Here is a 16,343-nt window from a genome sequence, read left to right on the forward strand (position 1 = left end):
GCAAAGCCGGCCAGCACGTCCGGGCCAATTCCCTGACCCCGGGCGCCAGCGGCGAAGCGCCGCATTTTAAGATGACTTGGGTGAAAAGAGGGCTTTGGAATTATGCCTCTTCTCCTTCGTCTTCCGGGTAGACGGCTTCCAGGGACGCCCGGAAGGCGGCGAAACGGCCTTCGCGGATGGCCTGGCGGGCGCGCTCCATCATCTGGGAGAAAAATGTCAGGTTGTGCAGGGTGTTGAGCCGGTACGACAAGAGCTCCCTGGCGATGTAGAGATGGCGCAGATAGGCCTTCGAAAAGGTCCGGCAGGCGTAGCAGGGGCAGTCGGGATCGAGTGGGGAGTCGTCCTCGCGGTATTCGGCCCGCTTGATGTTGACCTTGCCTTTGGTGGTGAAAAGCGTCCCGTTTCGGGCGTTTCGCGTGGGCAGCACGCAGTCGAACATGTCTATGCCGGCGGCCATGCCGGCGAGCAGATCGCGCGGCGCGCCCACGCCCATGAGGTAGCGCGGCTTGCCGGACGGGAGCAGGGGGGCGGCGTCGCCCAGGATGTCGTACATCTCGGCCCGGCTCTCGCCCACGGACAGCCCGCCCAGGGCGTAGCCCTCGAAGTCCAGGTCGATGAGCTGCCGGGCGCTTTCGGCGCGCAGGTCCTTGAAGAAGCCGCCCTGGACGATGCCGAAGAGCAGTTGCCCCCGGTCGCCGGCCGGATGGGCCTGCCGGCAGCGCGCCGCCCAGCGGGTGGTCAGGCCCAGGGATTTCTCCGTGTAGGCCCGGTCAGCGCCATAGGGCACGCATTCGTCGAGCACCATCATGACGTCGGAGCCCAGGTTGCGCTGGATGGAGACGACTTTTTCCGGCGAAAAGAGGTGCTTGGAGCCGTCGATGTGCGAGGAGAAGGTCACGCCTTCCTCGGTGATGCGGCGAAGCCCCGACAGGCTGAAGACCTGGAAGCCGCCGGAATCGGTCAATATCGGCCCGTCCCAGCCCATGAAGCGGTGCAGGCCGCCGAGCCTGGCCACCAGTTCGTCGCCCGGGCGCAGGTAGAGGTGGTAGGTGTTGCCGAGGATGATCTGCGCCTTGAGGTCGCGCAGATCCGTGGGGCACAGGCTTTTGACCGTGCCCTGGGTGCCCACGGGCATGAAGACGGGGGTGTCGATCTCGCCGTGGGCCGTGGTCAGCCGTCCGGTCCTGGCCGAGCCGTCGCCGGGGCCAAGGACAAAAGTTCCTGGTACGTTCATGTGCCATGATATAAGCAATTTTTCTCCGGGACTCAACGCTTCCCCAAGGAGCCTCCATGTCCGAATCCGAAAGCCTTGCGGTGTATCGCCACCGCCTGGCCGTGGCCCGGGGCGACGCCCCGGCCGACCTGCTGGTCAGAAACGCCCGTGTGCTCAACGTCCTGTCCGGCGAGATCCACACGGCCGATGTGGCCGTGGCCGAGGGCGTCGTGGTAGGCTTTTCCGGCCGCGAGGCCCGGCGCGTGTTCGAGGCCGACGGGCGCTACCTGTGCCCGGGGTTCATCGACGGCCACATCCACATCGAATCGACGCTCCTTTCGCCGCCGGTCTTCGCCCAGGCCGTGGCTCCCCACGGCACCTGCGCCGTCGTCAGCGACCCCCACGAGATCGCCAACGTGCTGGGGCTTTCCGGCATCGAATACATGCTGGCCTGCAGCCGCGACCTGCCCGTGACCTGCTATTTCATGATGCCCTCGTGCGTGCCGGCTACGACCATGGCCACTTCCGGGGCGCGGCTCGGGGCCGTGGACGTGGCGGCCATGCTCGCGCGCTATCCCGACCGCATCCTGGGCTTGGCCGAGGTCATGAACTATCCCGGCGTAGTGGCCGGCGACGAGGACATGCTGCGCAAGTTGCGCGCCGCCCAGGGCAAGGTCGTGGACGGCCACGCCCCGGGCCTGACCGGCCGGGCGCTCGACGCCTACGTCACGGCCGGGCCGGGCTCGGACCACGAATGCACGGAGCTGGAGGAGGCCCGGGAGAAGCTGCGCCGGGGCCTGCACGTCATGATCCGCCAGGGCAGCACCGAGCAGAACCTGGATACGCTCATCGAGCTGGTCACGGCGGAGAACAGCGCCCAGTTTTCGTTGGTCAGCGACGACCGCGACCCGGTGGACCTGAGCCGGGAAGGGCACCTCAACGCCCTGGTGCGCCAGGCCGTGGCGCGCGGCGTGCCGCCCCTTCGGGCCGTGGCCATGGCCTCCATCAATCCGGCCCGCTATTTCGGCCTGCGCCGCCGGGGGGCGGTGGCCCCGGGCTTCCGGGCGGACTTCATGCTCGTGGACGACTTGTCCTCCTTTGCCATTTCCGACGTCTTCCTGGCCGGCCGGCACCTCGGCGACTGGGAGTTCGCCGACCATTCCTGCCTGACGCCGCCCCGGGCCATGCGCGTCGGCGGCGAGCTGACCGAGGCCGGCCTGGCCATTCAGGCGATCGGGGCGCGCCACCGCGTCATCGCCCTTGTTCCGGGCCAGATCGTCACCGAGGAACGCGTGGTCGACGCCTGCATCCGCGACGGCCTGGCCGTGGCCGACCCATCGCGCGACCTCGCCAAGCTGGCGGTCATCGAGCGCCACAAGGCCACGGGCAACCTGGGCCTGGGGTTCGTCTCCGGACTCAAGCTCAAGCGCGGGGCCGTGGCCGGCACGGTGGCCCACGACGCCCACAACCTGATCGTGGCCGGGGTAAGCGACGCGGACATGGCCCTGGCGGCCCGCACGCTCATGGTGTCGGGCGGCGGCTTCGCCGTGGTCGCGGACGGCAAGGTGCTCGCCCAGGTGCGCCTGCCCGTGGCCGGGCTCATGAGCGACGCGCCGCTGGAGGTTGTCACGGCGCAGCTCGCGGCCCTGGGCGAGGCCTACCGGCAGGTGTCGGAAAACGCGCCCGACGCGCCGGCCCATCCGTTCATGGCCATGTCCTTTCTGTCCCTGGAGGTGATCCCGTCGCTCAAGCTCACGGACCAGGGACTTTTTGACGTCACGACCTTTTCCCGGGTCGGCTTGTTCGTGTAGCCCTGGCAAGCGGAATAAATCGAATTGTAATACATTATGTGTTTCAATTTATGTCACATATCGTCATCGAAACACTGGCTTTCTCAGGCTAAAGGGACGGAGAGGCGACGCGACCGGGGCCATCGGGCAAAAATAAACTTCAACATACTGTTATATAATGAATATTGAAAACGATTTGATTTGTCATTGTTTCGGCTACACAGCCCGGGACATCGAGGCGGATGTGCTGGCCCATGGCCGGTCGTTGATCCTGGAGCGCATCATCGCGGCGAAATCCGCCGGCGGCTGCCGGTGCGGCGAGACGAATCCCTCGGGACGCTGATGCCTGCCGGAAGTCCGCCAGGTGGCGGAGAGTTGGCTGCGACGGCACGGCGTTTTCCCTGATTTTTCCTGACGGCAGGGGCATTGTCCAAGGCGTCGGGGCCTGCGGGCAGGCGCCGGGCCGTTCCTTGCCTGTCTCCGCACTTGTCTCATAATGTAAATTATGTTAACTTTACTCCGTCAGTCACTGCCACAGCCAGGAAAATTCTGCCCCACGCGCCGGATCGGCTCCTGGATGCCTTGCCCGTCTCGTCCTGGATCGCAGCCTCATACGAGACGCTCGGCACTACGCTTCACGGCCAAGTCGGTTGTTTGCCCAACGAGGAAACAATTCGCCGCAGTCCTTTGAATTGTTCTCGGCCACTTCCAAAAGCCTGCGCTCAAGCCGGTTCCCGGAGCTCGATTTTCCTCGGCTTTCGGGAGTCCGCCGGCAACCGACCCGTTTCGTTGCCCATGCGAGTTCTGAGGCTTGAAAGACATCGGTTAAGCGCTCGCGTATTGCTTTCTTTGGCGACATCACGATCGCATAACGTAACTATCTATTATTAAAAGTTATTATTTAACTATGCGACAACAATAAAAAAAAGCCCGGTCACCCGGGCTTTGGAGTTCCTTGTGCGGCCGGCGGCCTAGGCCTTGTCCTTCTTCCTGGCCCCGTCCAGGGTGTGCCGGTCCTTGGCCGAAAGCACGGTCTTGCGCAGGCGCAGCGACACCGGCGTCACCTCCACCATCTCGTCCTCGCGCACGAAGTGCAACGCCCGCTCCAGGGTCATGGGCAGAACCGGCGACAGGATGACGTTCTCGTCCTTGCCCGAGGCCCGCATGTTGGTGAGCTTTTTTTCCTTGCACGGGTTGACGTTGATGTCGTTGTCCCGGTTGTGTTCGCCCACGATCATGCCTTCGTAGACCGGCTCTCCAGGCGTGATGAAAAGCCGGCCGCGCGGCTCCAGGTTGAAAAGGGCGTACGGCACGCCGACGCCTTCGCGGTCGCACACGATGGAACCCGTGAACCGGCTGGGGAAATCGCCCCGGTATTCCTCGTAGCCTTCCAGGGACGAGTTCATGATGCCCGTGCCCTTGGTGTCGGTGAGGAATTCGTCGCGGTAGCCGATAAGGCCCCGGGACGGAATGGAAAATTCCAGCCGCACCCGGCCCGAGCCGTGGTTGACGAGGTTCAGCATCCGGCCCTTGCGGATGGAGAGCTTTTCCGTGACCACGCCCACAAAGGCTTCGTCGCAGTCGATGAAAAGGTGCTCGATGGGCTCCTTCTTCACCCCCCCTTCCGTCTTGAAGATGACCTCCGGCCGCCCCACCGACAGCTCGAAACCTTCCCGGCGCATGGTTTCGACCAGGATGGCCATCTGGAATTCGCCCCGGCCCTTGACCGTGAAGCTGTCCTTGTCCTCGGTCTCCTCCACGCGGATGGCCACGTTGCGCAGCGTCTCCTTGTAGAGCCGCTCGCGCAGCTTGGCCGACTGCACGAACTTGCCCTCCCGGCCGGCGAAGGGCGAGGAATTGATGGCGAAGCGCATGGCGACGGTCGGCTCGTCCACGTGGATGCGCGGCAGGGCCTTGGGCGCGTCGGCCGTGCAGATGGTGTCGCCGATGGTCACTTCCTCGACCCCGGAAAGCACGATGATGTCGCCGGGCTCGGCTTCCTCGGTCTCGGTCAGGCTCGGGCCCTGGTAGACCTGCAGCTTGGAGACGCGAAGGGGCTTGGCCGCCCCGCTCTCGTCGATGCGCACCAGCGTCTGGTTGATGCGCGCCGTGCCCGAGATGACCCGGCCTACGGCCAGCCGTCCCAGGAAGTCGGAGTAGCCGAGGTCGGAGACCAGCATGCGGAAGGGCTCGTCCGGATCGTGGGACGGGGCCGGAATCGTGGACAGGATGCGCGTGAAAAGGGGGTGGAGATCCTTGCCCTCGCCTTCCAGGGTCTCCTTGGCCAGCCCTTCGCGGCCGATGGCGTAGAGCACGGGAAATTCGAGCTGCTCCTCGGAGGCGTCGAGGTCGATGAAGAGGTCGTAGATTTCGTTTAGGACTTCCTCGGTACGCGCGTCCTTGCGGTCGATCTTGTTGACCACCACGATGACAGGCAGTCCCCGGTCCAGGGTCTTTTTGAGCACAAACCGGGTCTGGGGCAGCGGCCCCTCGGAGGCGTCGACCAGAAGCACCGCGCCGTCCACCATGGACAGGGCCCGCTCCACCTCGCCGCCGAAGTCGGCGTGGCCCGGGGTGTCGATGATGTTGATTTTGACCCCGCCGGAGATGACGGCGCAGTTTTTCGCGGCGATGGTGATGCCGCGTTCGCGTTCGAGGTCCATGCTGTCCATGATGCGGTCCGCTACTTCCTGGTTCTGGCGGAACAGGCCGCTTTGACGGAACATATGGTCCACGAGGGTCGTCTTGCCGTGGTCGACGTGGGCGATGATGGCGATGTTGCGCAGCGCTTCGTTCTTGATCTTCTGGCTCATGCGGGGGGTTCCTTGAGAAAACGTTGGCGGCGCGGGGCTTCGCCGCGCCGGGGCGGGGACATACCGCAACGGGCGGCGTTAGGCAATCGGCAGGGTGAAGGTGAAGGTGCTGCCCGCGCCGGGCTTTGATACGAAGAAAATGCGACCGCCGTGTGACTCCACGATGTGTTTGCAGATGGGAAGCCCCAGTCCCGTGCCCTTGGGCTTGTTGGTCAGGGTCGAGCCGATCTGGTTGAACTTCTCGAACACCTTGTGCTGTTCGGATTCCGGAATGCCGATGCCCGTGTCCGTCACCTCAACGACAAGGTAATGCCCCTCGGCCCGGGCCCGGCAGGTGACCGAGCCGCGCTCTGTGAATTTGAGCGCGTTGGAGACGAGATTGACCAGCACCTGGATGATCCGGTCCCGGTCGCCCGCGACCTCGGGCAGGCGGCCCTCGATGCGGGTGTTGAGGGAAACGCCCTTCTTGGTGGCTAAAAGGCCCGCCGAGGCGGACATGACCCGCCGCACCACCTCGGCCGGGTCCACCCGTTCGCTCTTGAACTCCATCCGGCCCGCCTCGAGCTTGGCCAGGTCGAGCACGTCGTTGATGAGGTGCTTGAGGCGCTCGCCCTCGGACACGATGATGCGCAGATTGTCCATGACCTGGCCGGCCTGGCGGCGCCGGCGCGGGTCGTCGTCGAGGATCTTTTCAAAGAGCTCTTCCAGGCGTTTTTCGATGATGACCGCGAAACCCAGCACCGAGGTCAGGGGCGTGCGAATCTCGTGGGAGACCATGGACAGAAAGTCCGATTTGGCCCGGTTGGCCGCTTCGGCCGCCTCCTCGGCCCGTTTGCGGATGGTCACCTCGTGGGTGAGGCGCTCGTTGGTCCGGGTGAGTTCGGCCGTACGCTCGGCCACGCGCTGCTCCAGTTCGTCCTGGTAGCGCTGGAGCGTCTGCTCGGCCTTCTTGCGCATGGTGACGTCCTGGAGCGAACCGTCGAAGCGCTCGGGTTCGACGCCGGCGGCGCGGATGCGCCGGGCGTTGATGAGCCCCCAGATCAGGCTGCCGGACTTGGTGCGCAGTTCGATCTCGAGGTTTTTCACCTCGTCGTAGCGCGCCAGTTGGGACCGGATGCGCTGCCGGTCCTCCTCGTGGGGCACCACCTCTTCCACGATGTTCTTGATGTGCCGCATGAGGTCGCGGGGCGAAGCGTAGCCGAGAATGGCGGCCATGGCCGGGTTGGCGCTGACCAGCCGCCCTTCCATCGTCGATTGGAAAATGCCCTCGGCGGCGTTTTCCACGATGCTGCGGTATTTCTCCTCGGCACGCTTGAGGGCCAGCTCGTTTTTTTTGCGTTCGGTCACGTCCCGGGCCACGATGACGGCGATGGCCCCGTCCTCGCCGCTGGCCAGGCGGAAGGTTACCTCCACCGACAGCCCGCCCGCCTTGCCGCCCGGCCCGGACAAAACCGTCTCCATGCGGCCGGCCGCGAAATCGCCGCAGAAAAGCCCGCGCAGATGCTCCACGGCCTCGGCGGGCCAGAAGTCGGCGAAAAGCCGGCCCACCAGCTCCTCCCGCGGCCGGCCGAGCATGAAGGCGGCCGCGCCGGCCGTGTCCGCGATGCGCCCTGTGACCGCATCCACGAGGAAGATGCCCTCCCCGGTCTGGTCGAGCAGGGAACGGAAGCGCTCCAGCTCGTCGAGACGGCGCTTGAGTTCCGGGTAGTAGCTCTTGCTGACGGACTGTTCGCCGAAGCCCAGCAGCCGGGCCCGGCGGACGTCGGCGTCAGGCGCCGGCGCGTCTGGCTTCTTCATAGATGGCCACGATGTCGTCGAGGCTCGGTTGCCTGGGGTTGGTCAGAAGGCAGGGGTCGGCCATGGCGTTTCGGGCCAGGGCGGCGATGTCCGTCGCGGCGACGCCGATGTCGGCCAGCCCCTGGGTCACGCCGAGCTCCCGCTTGAAGCCGATGATCGCATCGAGCACGGCCGTCTTTTTTTCCACCATCGGCGCGGCCGCGTCCCAGCGCGCTCCGAGCAGTCTCCCCAGCGCCTCGTAGCGGCCGGGCTCGGCCTCGTAATTGAAGCGCACGACATGGTCGAGGAGGATGGCGTTGCAAAGCCCGTGGGGCAGGTCGAGCAGCCCGCCGAGGCTGTGGGCCATGGCGTGGACCGCGCCCAGGATGGCGTTGGAGAGCGCCATGCCGGCATAAAGGCTCGCCAGGAGCATGCCGCCCCGGGCGTCCACATCGTCCGGAGCCTCGGCGGCGCGCGCCAGATGAGCGCGGATGAGCCGCACCGCCTCCAGGGCCAGCAGGTCGGTCATGGGGCCGTGGGCGTTGGAGACGTAGGCCTCCACGGCGTGGGTCAGGGCGTCGAGGCCGGTGTTGACCGTGAGTTCCCGGGGCATGGTCATAGTCACGTCGGGGTCGATGAGCGCGGCGTCGGGAACCAGCGTCTTGCTGGCGATGGCGATCTTGACCCGTCGGGTAGTGTCCGTGACGATGGCGAACTGGGAGACCTCGGCCCCGGTGCCGGCCGTAGTCGGCACGCACAAAAGCGGCGGACCCGGCCGCGGGACGTTGTCTACGCCCTCGAAATCGAGGATATGGCCCTTGTTGGCCGAAATGATGCCGATGGCCTTGGCGCAGTCCATGGCCGAGCCGCCGCCCACGGCCACCAGGGCGTCGCAGGAGCAGTCCTCGAAGGCCGCCGCTCCGGCCATGACCTCGTGGTCCCGTGGATTGGAGGAGAGTTCGGTGAAAAACTTGTAGTCGATGCCGGAGGCTTCCAGGCTTTCGGCGACCGCTTCGGGCAGGCCGAAGGCGAAGAGGCCCGGATCGGCCACGAGCAGGGCGCGGCGCACGCCAAGGCCCGCCGCCTGACGGCCGGCCAGACGCAACGCCCCCCGGCCGAAGACGAATTCCGGCGCGACGAACTTGCGCAGGGAAAGCAGAAGTCGTTGCGGCATGTCTCCTCCCGGCGGCGTGGCTGCGCGGCGGCCTTCCCTGGCGGGCCGTCGCGGGAACGCCCTCTTAAGCCGTTGGGGGCTTCCCGACAAGCGCCGGGCCGACGGATTCGATGCCCCGGGCGGCCAGCGCCCCGGCCAGTTCCGGACCGGTCAGGGCGTCGAGCTCCCGCTCCCGGCCGTCGGCGTAGGTGCTGATGGCCGCGAGAGCGGCGTCGGCATGGCCCGGGTGGCACATGACCTCCACGGTCCCCTCTCCGCCGAGGTCGGCGAAGGCCGCCTCCACGAGGCAGAGCAGGGTCTCCCAGGTGACTTCCTCGCCGTAGAAGCGCGTGAGGCAGCCATCGGCATGGGGCACGCCGGCCGCGTCCAGGGCCTGGCGCATGTCGCCCGAGAGCGCCCGGGCCGGCACGCCCAGCTCCCGGGCCAGCTCAAGGAAGACCGGAAACACGTCCGGCCGCTTGTGGATGTGGTGGTGGGAATCCAGATGGCTCGGCTCCAGGCCCGATTCGCGGAACCGGGCCAGTTGGGCGCGCCATTCCCAGCGCACCTCGTCCGCCGAGACGGCGGCCACGTCGATCTTTTTCCGGGGGAACCGGCCGTCCGGGCCGACGAGGCTCGGCACGACGTCCGGCGGCAGGCACGGCGCGCCGCCCGTGAGCTGCAGGTGCAGCCCCACCCGGCCGGAAAGCGCGCCGCCCAGGCGGGCAAGACGCGAAACGCCGCCGGCCGCGCAGACCATGGCCGTGGTCCCGCCGACGACGCCCGCCGCCATGGCCTGGGTGATGCCAAGACTTATGCCCTCGGTGAGCGCGAAATCGTCCGCATTGATGAAAAGCCGGCGCATCTGCCCTCCTCGTCCCTTATGTAATGACGTGCCGGGCTAGGCGGCCTTGACCCGGGCGAGCACCGCGTCCACGAGCTTTTCGATGCCCTTGGCGATATCGGCGATGCCGGGGCCCAGCATGTAGGCCGGGGTGGTGACGAGGTTGTTTTTCGCGTCCACCTGGATTTCGTCCACGGCCCGGACCACGTGCCTGGCTCCGGCGACCTCAAGGGCCTGGGCCGTGCCCGGGTCGTCGCCGATGGTCAGTTCCGGGAAAAATTCGCCGAGCGCCAGGGCCAGGACGGCCGGGGCGATGCAGATGGCACCGATGGGCTTGCCCGCGGCGTGCATGGCCCGGATCAGGGCGGCGACCGAAGGAAAAACCGTGCCTTTGGCCCCGTTTATGGCGAAATCGCACAGGTTCTTGGCCGCGCCGAAGCCACCGGGCAGGATCAACCCGTCGAGGTCGGCGGCGCGGACCTCGGCCGCGTCGGCCACCGGCCCCCGGGCGAGGCGGGCCGCCTCGACGCGGACGTTGCGTTTTTGGCCGCTCGGGGCCTTGGTCGCATGGTTCACGGCCTCGACATCCATTTCCGGGGCCAGGCACACGACCTTGGCGCCGGCCTTGTTCAGGAAATACAAGGTCAGCGTGGCCTCGTGGATTTCCGACCCGTCCAGGACGCCGCAACCGGACAGCATGACCCCGATGGTGGCCATAGGGCTTCCTCCCGCCTGAAAAAGGCTGTTTTCTCCCACCAAACCTGGAAAACTTACCCTTTGCCCCGGGCTTCGTCAAATTGCCGGGTTCACCAAAACCCCAGGAAACGCGCCGCGTTGCCTTTGGGGCCAAAAGGGCGCATGAGAGGGCGCATGTCCACTTTCCTTAAGGAATCCTCCCGGAGCGGCGACAGGCCGCTCATCATCTCCGACACCACCTTGCGCGACGGGGCGCAGATGCCCGGCGTGCATTTTTCCGTGGACGACAAGGTCGCCATCGCCAAGGCCCTGGCCGAGGCCGGGGTGGACGTGGTCGAGGCCGGCTTTCCGGCCGTTTCCGAACGCGAGGTCGAGGCGGTGCGGCGCATCTGCGCCGAGGCGGACGTGCCGCGCGTCATGGTCCTGTGCCGGGCCGTGGCCGGCGACATCGAGGCCGCCTGGCGCGCCCTGGCCGAGGCCGACCCCGACCGGCGCGGCGTGGGCGTCTTTCTGGCCACGAGCCCCTTGCACCGGCGCTATAAGCTCGGCAAGTCCAAGGACGAGTGCCTGCGCATGATCGACGCCGCCGTGGTCCAGGCCCGTCGGCGCTTCGACAAGGTGACCTTCAGCTGCGAGGACGGCAGCCGCACCGAGCCGGCCTTTTTGCGCCGGGCCTACGGCGTGGCCATGGACGCCGGGGCCACGGGCATCGGCTTTCCCGACACCCTGGGCGTGCTCACGCCCGAGGCCGTCAAACGGCGGGTGCGCATGCTCGTCACCCTGGCCCATCCGCGCGGGGTCAAGCTGCGGGTGCACTTCCACGACGACCTTGGCCTGGCCACGGCCAACACCCTGGCTGCCGTGGCCGCCGGCGCGGACATCGTGCACCTGACCGTGGGCGGCATCGGCGAACGGGCCGGCAACGCCGCCCTGGAAGAGACGGTCATGGCCCTGCGGCTGCACGCAAGGCAGTACCGACGGGCCGTGGGCGTGGACCCGGCCCGGCTGACATCTCTGTGCCGGCTGGTCTCGCGCCTTTCCGGCGTGCCGCTGCCGGCCAACAAGGCCGTGGTCGGCGGCAACGTCTTCGCCACCTCGGCCGGCGTGCACCAGGACGGTCTGCTCAAGCACCCGGACACCTACCTGCCCTTTCGGCCGGAAACGGTCGGGGCCGAGGGCATCCGCCTGCCCCTTTCGGCCATGTCCGGCAAGGCCGCCCTGGCCCTTCGTCTGACCGAACTCGGCATCGCCCTTTCCGGGGCGGAACTGGCCGCCGCCAGCCGGCTGGTCAAAAACGCCGACCCGTCGGAATGGGCCGACGAGGAGGCGCTCCTGCGCCGGGCCGCGGCCATGGCCCGGGGGAAAGGCGCGGCGTGATCCTGGCCACGGGTCTGCTCGCCCTGCTCCTGGCCGCCGTCCATCTCGAAGTGCGTCTGCTCGCCCCGGCCCTGGACGCGCCGCGAAGCCCCTGGCTGTCCCTGGCCGGCGGCGCGGCCGCGGCGTACGTCTTCGTGCACGTCTTTCCGGACCTGTGCCAGGGCCAGGAGACCCTGCGCCGCACGGGCTGGGCGCTGGTCGCCGTGCTCGACCGCCACGTCTTTCTCATCGCCCTGGCCGGGCTTTTGGTCTTCTACGGCCTGGAGCGCGCCGCCCTGGCCGCCCGGGGCGGACGGGACGGACCGCCCGTGGGCCGAGGCTCCGGGGTCTTCCGGCTGCACCTCGTCTCCTTCGCCCTGTACAACTTCCTTATCGGCTACCTGCTGGTCAACCGCGAGCGCCCCGGCCTGGCGAGCCTGGCCAGCTACGGCGCGGCCATGGCCCTGCACATGGCCGCCAACGACGACGGCCTGCGCCGCCATTTCACGGCCGCCTACCGGCGGCTCGGCCGCAAGATCCTGGCCGGGGCGGTTGTGGCCGGCTGGGCTTTCGGTGTAGTCTTTCGCGTCCACGAAGCCGTGCTGGCCGTGCTGTTCGCCTTCCTGGCCGGGGGCGTGGTCATGAACACCATGAAGGACGAAATTCCCCTGGACGGCTCGGGCAACTTCCCGGCCTTCGCCGCGGGCGCGGCGGGCTACGCCGCCCTGCTCCTCCTGTTATGAAACACGCCGCCGCATCCGCCCACCCCCTGTTCGGTCGCCACGTCTGGACGCTTTACGCTTTCCTGCGCCCGTACAAGGCGGCGCTGGCCGCCGGGCTCGTGCTCAATATCCTGGCCCGGGTCTGCGACCTGCTGCCCCTGGCCCTGGCCGGCCGGGTCATCGACGTGGCCGCTTCCGGCCAGGCCGCGCCCGCCGTCTACGTCCACTACGGCCTGGCCATCCTGGCGAGCTTTCTCTTCCTGTCCGTCTTCCAGAGCGGGTCGGACTACATCCTGGCCGCCATGGCCCAGAAGACCCGCCACGACATCCGCATGGCCCTCTACGGCCACCTCCAGTCCCTGGACCCGGCCTTTTTCGAGGACCGGCAAACCGGGGACATCATGTCCGTGGTCGTGGCCGACGTGGACACCTTGGAGAGCTTCCTCACCGACGCCTCCACCTCCATCATCCGGCTGGTGGTCACGTTCCTCGGCATCTACGGCTACCTGTTCTTCCTGGAATGGCGGCTGGCCCTGCTGCTTTTCATGCCGCTCCCCCTGGCGATCTTCGCCGTGCGCCGGTTCGTCACCCGGGTGCAGCCGCGCTACCGCGAGACGCGCCGGGCCGTGGGGGCCATCGCCGGGCTGCTCGAGAACAACATTGCCGGCATGGGCGTCATCCAGGCCTACACCGCCGAAGACAGGCTCCATGCCGCCGTGGCCGCCCGTTCGGCCGGCTACCGCGACGAGGCCATCGCCGCCGAGGGCGAGCGCGCCCGCTTCATCCCGGCCATCTACGCCGTGGCCGGCATCTCCTTCGGCGCGGTCTTCGCCGGCGGCGGCTACCTGGTGGCCGGCGGACACGGGCCGACCGTCGGCGACTACACCACCTTCGTGCTCTTCGCCGCCCGCCTGGTGCTGCCGCTTTTCGTCTTCGGCATGCTGATCAACCAGATCCAGCGGGCCGAGGCCGCGGCCGGGCGCATCGCCGAGCTGCTGGATGTGGTCCCCCGCGTGGCCGACAAGCCCGGGGCCGCGGTCCTCGACCACCGACCGCGTGCCATCGAATTCCGGGACGTGCGCTTCGCCTACCCCTCGCGCGGGCCGGTGATAAACGGCGTGCGCCTCACCCTGCGCCAGGGCGAGGTGACGGGCGTGGTCGGCCCCACGGGCGCGGGCAAATCCACCCTGGTCAAGCTTCTTTTGCGCTACTACGAGCCCACGGGCGGCGCGATCCTCCTCGACGGCGAACCGCTTGACGCCTTCACGCTCAAAAGCTGGCGCGGCCTGCTCGGCTACGTGTCCCAGGAGGCGTTTCTTTTTCACGGCACGGTGGCGGAAAACATTCTCCTCGGCCGGCCCGAGGCCGATCTGGCCGCGGTGCGCCGGGCTGCGGCCGTGGCCGGGGCCGACGACTTCGTCATGAAGCTGCCCCAGGGCTACGACACGCTCATCGGCGAGCGCGGCATGAAGCTTTCCGGCGGCGAGCGCCAGCGCGTGTCCCTGGCCCGGGCCATCCTACGCGACCCGGCCGTGCTCATCCTCGACGAGGCCACCTCGGCCGTGGACACCCGCACCGAGGCCGTCATCCAGCAAAACCTCCACGCCTTCCGCGAGGGCCGCCTCACCCTGGCCGTGGCCCACCGGCTTTCCACCGTGCGCCAGTGCGCCGAGATCCTCGTGGTCGTGGACGGGTACGTGGTCGAGCGCGGCGACCACGAGGCCCTCATCGCGGCCGGCGGGGTCTATGCCGGCATGTGGGCCGTGCAAAGCGGCCTGGAGTCGCCCCTTGACCTTTGATCCCGACGCCGCCACCGTCCTCGACCTCGTGGCCGCCCATCCGGCCGTCGAGGCGGTCTTTCGGGCCTGGGACGGCCGGGCCGGCCGCTGCATCCTCTGCCAGGGGCTCTTCGAGACCGTTTCCGGGCTGGCCGCGCGCTTCGGCCTTGACCGGGAGGCCCTGGTGCATGATCTTTCTCAGGCCATCGCCACGGAACAAAAGGAGCAGCCATGAGCATCGAGCTGGTCAAGACCGTCACCGCCGCCGGCTGAGCGGCCAAGATCGCCCCGGGGGACCTGGAGGCCGTCTTGCAGGGCTTGCCGCCCGTGTCCGATCCTCGGCTGCTGACCGCAAGCGGCGTCAACGAGGACGCGGCCGTGGTGCGCCTTCCGGACGGGCGGGGGCTGGTGCAGACCGTGGATTTCTTCACCCCCATCGTCAACGATCCCTTCCGGTTCGGCCGCATCGCCGCGGTCAACGCCCTGTCCGACGTCTACGCCATGGGCGGGACGCCGCTGGCCGCCATGAACATCGTCTGCTTCCCGATAAAGACCATGGACCGGGAAATCCTGGCCGAGATCCTGCGCGGCGGGCTGGAGGCCGTGCTTGAGGCCGGGGCCGTGCCGGCCGGCGGCCACAGCGTCGAGGACAAGGAGATCAAGTACGGCCTGGCCGTCTCGGGGCTGGTCGAGGCGGACGCCTTCGCCTCCAACACGGGGCTCGCCCCGGGCGACGTGCTCATCCTGACCAAACCGCTCGGCACAGGCGTTTTGGCCACGGCCCTCAAGGGCGGCTTCGGCGACGCCCAGGCCCTCGAAGACCTGCTTTTCCGCTGGGCCGGCCGGCTCAACGCCGCTCCGGGCCGGGTCATCCGGGAACTGAAGCTCAAGGCGGCCACGGACGTGACCGGCTTTGGCCTGGGCGGGCATTTGCTGGAGATGGCGGCCGGCTCGAAGGTGGCCGTGGAGGTCGAGGTGGCCGCCGTGCCCTTGCTGCCCGAGGCCGTGGAACTGGCCGGACTCGGCATGCTGCCGGCCGGGAGCTTCGCCAACCGCGAGCACTGCGCCAATACGGTATCCGTGGCCGACGGGATCGACCCCATCCGGCGCGACCTCGTTTTCGACGCCCAGACCTCGGGCGGCATGGTGCTGGCCGTGCCCGAGGACAAGGTGGCGCAGGCCCGGCGCATGCTCGAAGACGCCGGCGACCTGGCCGTGGTCGTCGGCCGGGTGGTCGCGGCGCGGGAAGGGATGGCGCGGCTGCGCCTCGTGTGAAGAAGGAACCCGGAGGACGCCCATGCATTTCGACGTGGTCTTTCACGTGGACCAGGACGCGGCGGCGCTCAATATGGCGCTGAGCAACATTGCCAACTACTTCGCCGCCCTGCCCCACGAGGGCTGCACGGCGGTGCTGCTGGTCAACGGCGCGGCCATCCGGCTCATGACCGCCGACGGCGAGCACGCCAAGGGCATCGGCGAGCTGGCGGCCAAGGGGCTGCGGGTGCGCGTGTGCCAAAACGCCATGCGCCATTTCGACGTCGCCCCGGAGGCGCTCCACCCGGCCTGCGAGATCGTGCCGGCCGGCGTGGTGGAGCTTGTGGACCTCCAGGGCAAGGGGTTCGCCTACATCAAGCCCTGACAGGACGTCCGTCGCCTCACGGCCCGCAGCGCACGCGATCCAGTTTCCACACCCCGTCCTCATGCACGAGATCGTATCGCGCGGCGGTTTTTGTTTCCGTCGGCCAACGGTAGGCGATCGCTGCATGCGTCGCATCCTGCGACTGGGTCATGAACAGATACCCCTCCATCGCATCCTGGGCGCAGGTCAACGGATTGTGATCCGTGCCGCAGAGTTCGCCGGGGAGGTATTTGCCACGGCAATTCTCCCTGACCGTCGCCCGCTCCATGGCCGCCATGTCGGATAAAAGTCTCCGGGTGAAGAAGCGGGCATATCCCTTGCCGGCCTTGGCTTTGTAAAACGGTGTACGCAACACGAATTCCAGGAGATTCTGGTCTTTTTCCGAAAGGCGCAGCACCTTGGCCAAAGCCTTTTCAGCGTCCGTTTCGGGCTGATGCCAGGATTTCGGGGAGACGTCGCCGGCCGCGGCGGTTTTGGGGAGGGGCAACAAGGCAAGGCCCATGGCCAATGCCGTGGGTAGAAAAATGCCGCGCGTCATACGAGCCTCCCGGATCAAGCGATAC

15 protein-coding genes are annotated in these 16,343 nt (G+C 67.7%); 8 read left to right on the top strand and 7 right to left on the bottom strand.

From position 1 onward, the window contains the following. Positions 1–100 precede the first annotated feature (100 nt). The gene (gene tgt, locus Q1K70_RS07395) at positions 101–1,234 is read right to left on the bottom strand and encodes a tRNA guanosine(34) transglycosylase Tgt (RefSeq protein ID WP_300157408.1); all 1,134 of its coding nucleotides are present in this window, start codon (positions 1,232–1,234) and stop codon (positions 101–103) included. Positions 1,235–1,290: 56 nt separating this feature from the next. Between tgt and ade the strand changes: the two genes are divergently transcribed. Both ade and Q1K70_RS07405 read left to right on the top strand, forming a co-directional pair. Beyond that, complete coding sequence (gene ade / locus Q1K70_RS07400; protein WP_300157410.1) at positions 1,291–3,024, top strand: adenine deaminase; 1,734 nt, start codon at positions 1,291–1,293, stop codon at positions 3,022–3,024. Positions 3,025–3,199: 175 nt separating this feature from the next. After that, entirely contained in the window at positions 3,200–3,346 is a 147-nt protein-coding gene (locus Q1K70_RS07405; protein ID WP_300157412.1) for a hypothetical protein, read from the top strand. 628 nt (positions 3,347–3,974) lie between these two features. On the opposite strand, the gene typA is transcribed toward Q1K70_RS07405, so the two are convergent. The 5 genes from typA to elbB form a co-directional block, all read right to left on the bottom strand. Continuing rightward, a complete protein-coding gene (gene typA / locus Q1K70_RS07410) occupies positions 3,975–5,816 on the bottom strand; it encodes a translational GTPase TypA (RefSeq protein ID WP_300157414.1) in 1,842 nt (613 codons plus the stop codon). Positions 5,817–5,894: 78 nt separating this feature from the next. Next, positions 5,895–7,613 carry an ATP-binding protein gene (locus Q1K70_RS07415; protein WP_300157417.1) on the bottom strand — a complete coding sequence of 573 codons (1,719 nt, stop codon included), beginning with the start codon at positions 7,611–7,613 and terminating at the stop codon, positions 5,895–5,897. Then, entirely contained in the window at positions 7,585–8,766 is a 1,182-nt protein-coding gene (gene ercA / locus Q1K70_RS07420) for an alcohol dehydrogenase-like regulatory protein ErcA (RefSeq protein ID WP_300157419.1), read from the bottom strand. Before ercA ends, Q1K70_RS07415 begins: the two co-directional genes overlap by 29 nt. A gap of 64 nt (positions 8,767–8,830) precedes the next feature. Further along, on the bottom strand, positions 8,831–9,610 hold the full coding sequence (locus Q1K70_RS07425; protein WP_300157421.1) for a carbohydrate deacetylase: 780 nt from the start codon (positions 9,608–9,610) through the stop codon (positions 8,831–8,833). Positions 9,611–9,646: 36 nt separating this feature from the next. Further along, a complete protein-coding gene (gene elbB / locus Q1K70_RS07430) occupies positions 9,647–10,306 on the bottom strand; it encodes an isoprenoid biosynthesis glyoxalase ElbB (protein WP_300157423.1) in 660 nt (219 codons plus the stop codon). 153 nt (positions 10,307–10,459) lie between these two features. Here elbB and Q1K70_RS07435 point away from each other — a divergent pair, with 153 nt between their 5' ends. From Q1K70_RS07435 to Q1K70_RS07460, 6 genes are read left to right on the top strand one after another with little or no spacing between them, the layout of a single operon-like run. Then, positions 10,460–11,662 carry a pyruvate carboxyltransferase gene (locus Q1K70_RS07435; protein ID WP_300157425.1) on the top strand — a complete coding sequence of 401 codons (1,203 nt, stop codon included), beginning with the start codon at positions 10,460–10,462 and terminating at the stop codon, positions 11,660–11,662. Continuing rightward, complete coding sequence (locus Q1K70_RS07440) at positions 11,659–12,384, top strand: hypothetical protein (protein ID WP_300157427.1); 726 nt, start codon at positions 11,659–11,661, stop codon at positions 12,382–12,384. The genes Q1K70_RS07435 and Q1K70_RS07440 overlap by 4 nt, the downstream gene beginning before the upstream one ends. After that, positions 12,381–14,162, top strand: coding sequence for an ABC transporter ATP-binding protein (locus tag Q1K70_RS07445; RefSeq protein WP_300157429.1), 1,782 nt, complete (start codon positions 12,381–12,383; stop codon positions 14,160–14,162). The genes Q1K70_RS07440 and Q1K70_RS07445 overlap by 4 nt, the downstream gene beginning before the upstream one ends. Then, the gene (locus Q1K70_RS07450; protein WP_300157431.1) at positions 14,152–14,376 is read left to right on the top strand and encodes a hypothetical protein; all 225 of its coding nucleotides are present in this window, start codon (positions 14,152–14,154) and stop codon (positions 14,374–14,376) included. Before Q1K70_RS07445 ends, Q1K70_RS07450 begins: the two co-directional genes overlap by 11 nt. Then, positions 14,373–15,416, top strand: a complete 1,044-nt coding sequence (selD, locus tag Q1K70_RS07455) for a selenide, water dikinase SelD (protein WP_300157433.1) — start codon at positions 14,373–14,375, stop codon at positions 15,414–15,416. Before Q1K70_RS07450 ends, selD begins: the two co-directional genes overlap by 4 nt. 22 nt (positions 15,417–15,438) lie before the next feature. Beyond that, complete coding sequence (locus Q1K70_RS07460; protein ID WP_300157435.1) at positions 15,439–15,780, top strand: DsrE family protein; 342 nt, start codon at positions 15,439–15,441, stop codon at positions 15,778–15,780. 16 nt (positions 15,781–15,796) lie between these two features. On the opposite strand, the gene Q1K70_RS07465 is transcribed toward Q1K70_RS07460, so the two are convergent. Further along, the gene (locus Q1K70_RS07465) at positions 15,797–16,318 is read right to left on the bottom strand and encodes a DUF3828 domain-containing protein (protein ID WP_300157437.1); all 522 of its coding nucleotides are present in this window, start codon (positions 16,316–16,318) and stop codon (positions 15,797–15,799) included. Positions 16,319–16,343: the final 25 nt, after the last annotated feature.

Origin of the sequence: Solidesulfovibrio sp. (assembly GCF_029978005.1) — a bacterium.
Lineage (GTDB): Bacteria > Desulfobacterota > Desulfovibrionia > Desulfovibrionales > Desulfovibrionaceae > Solidesulfovibrio.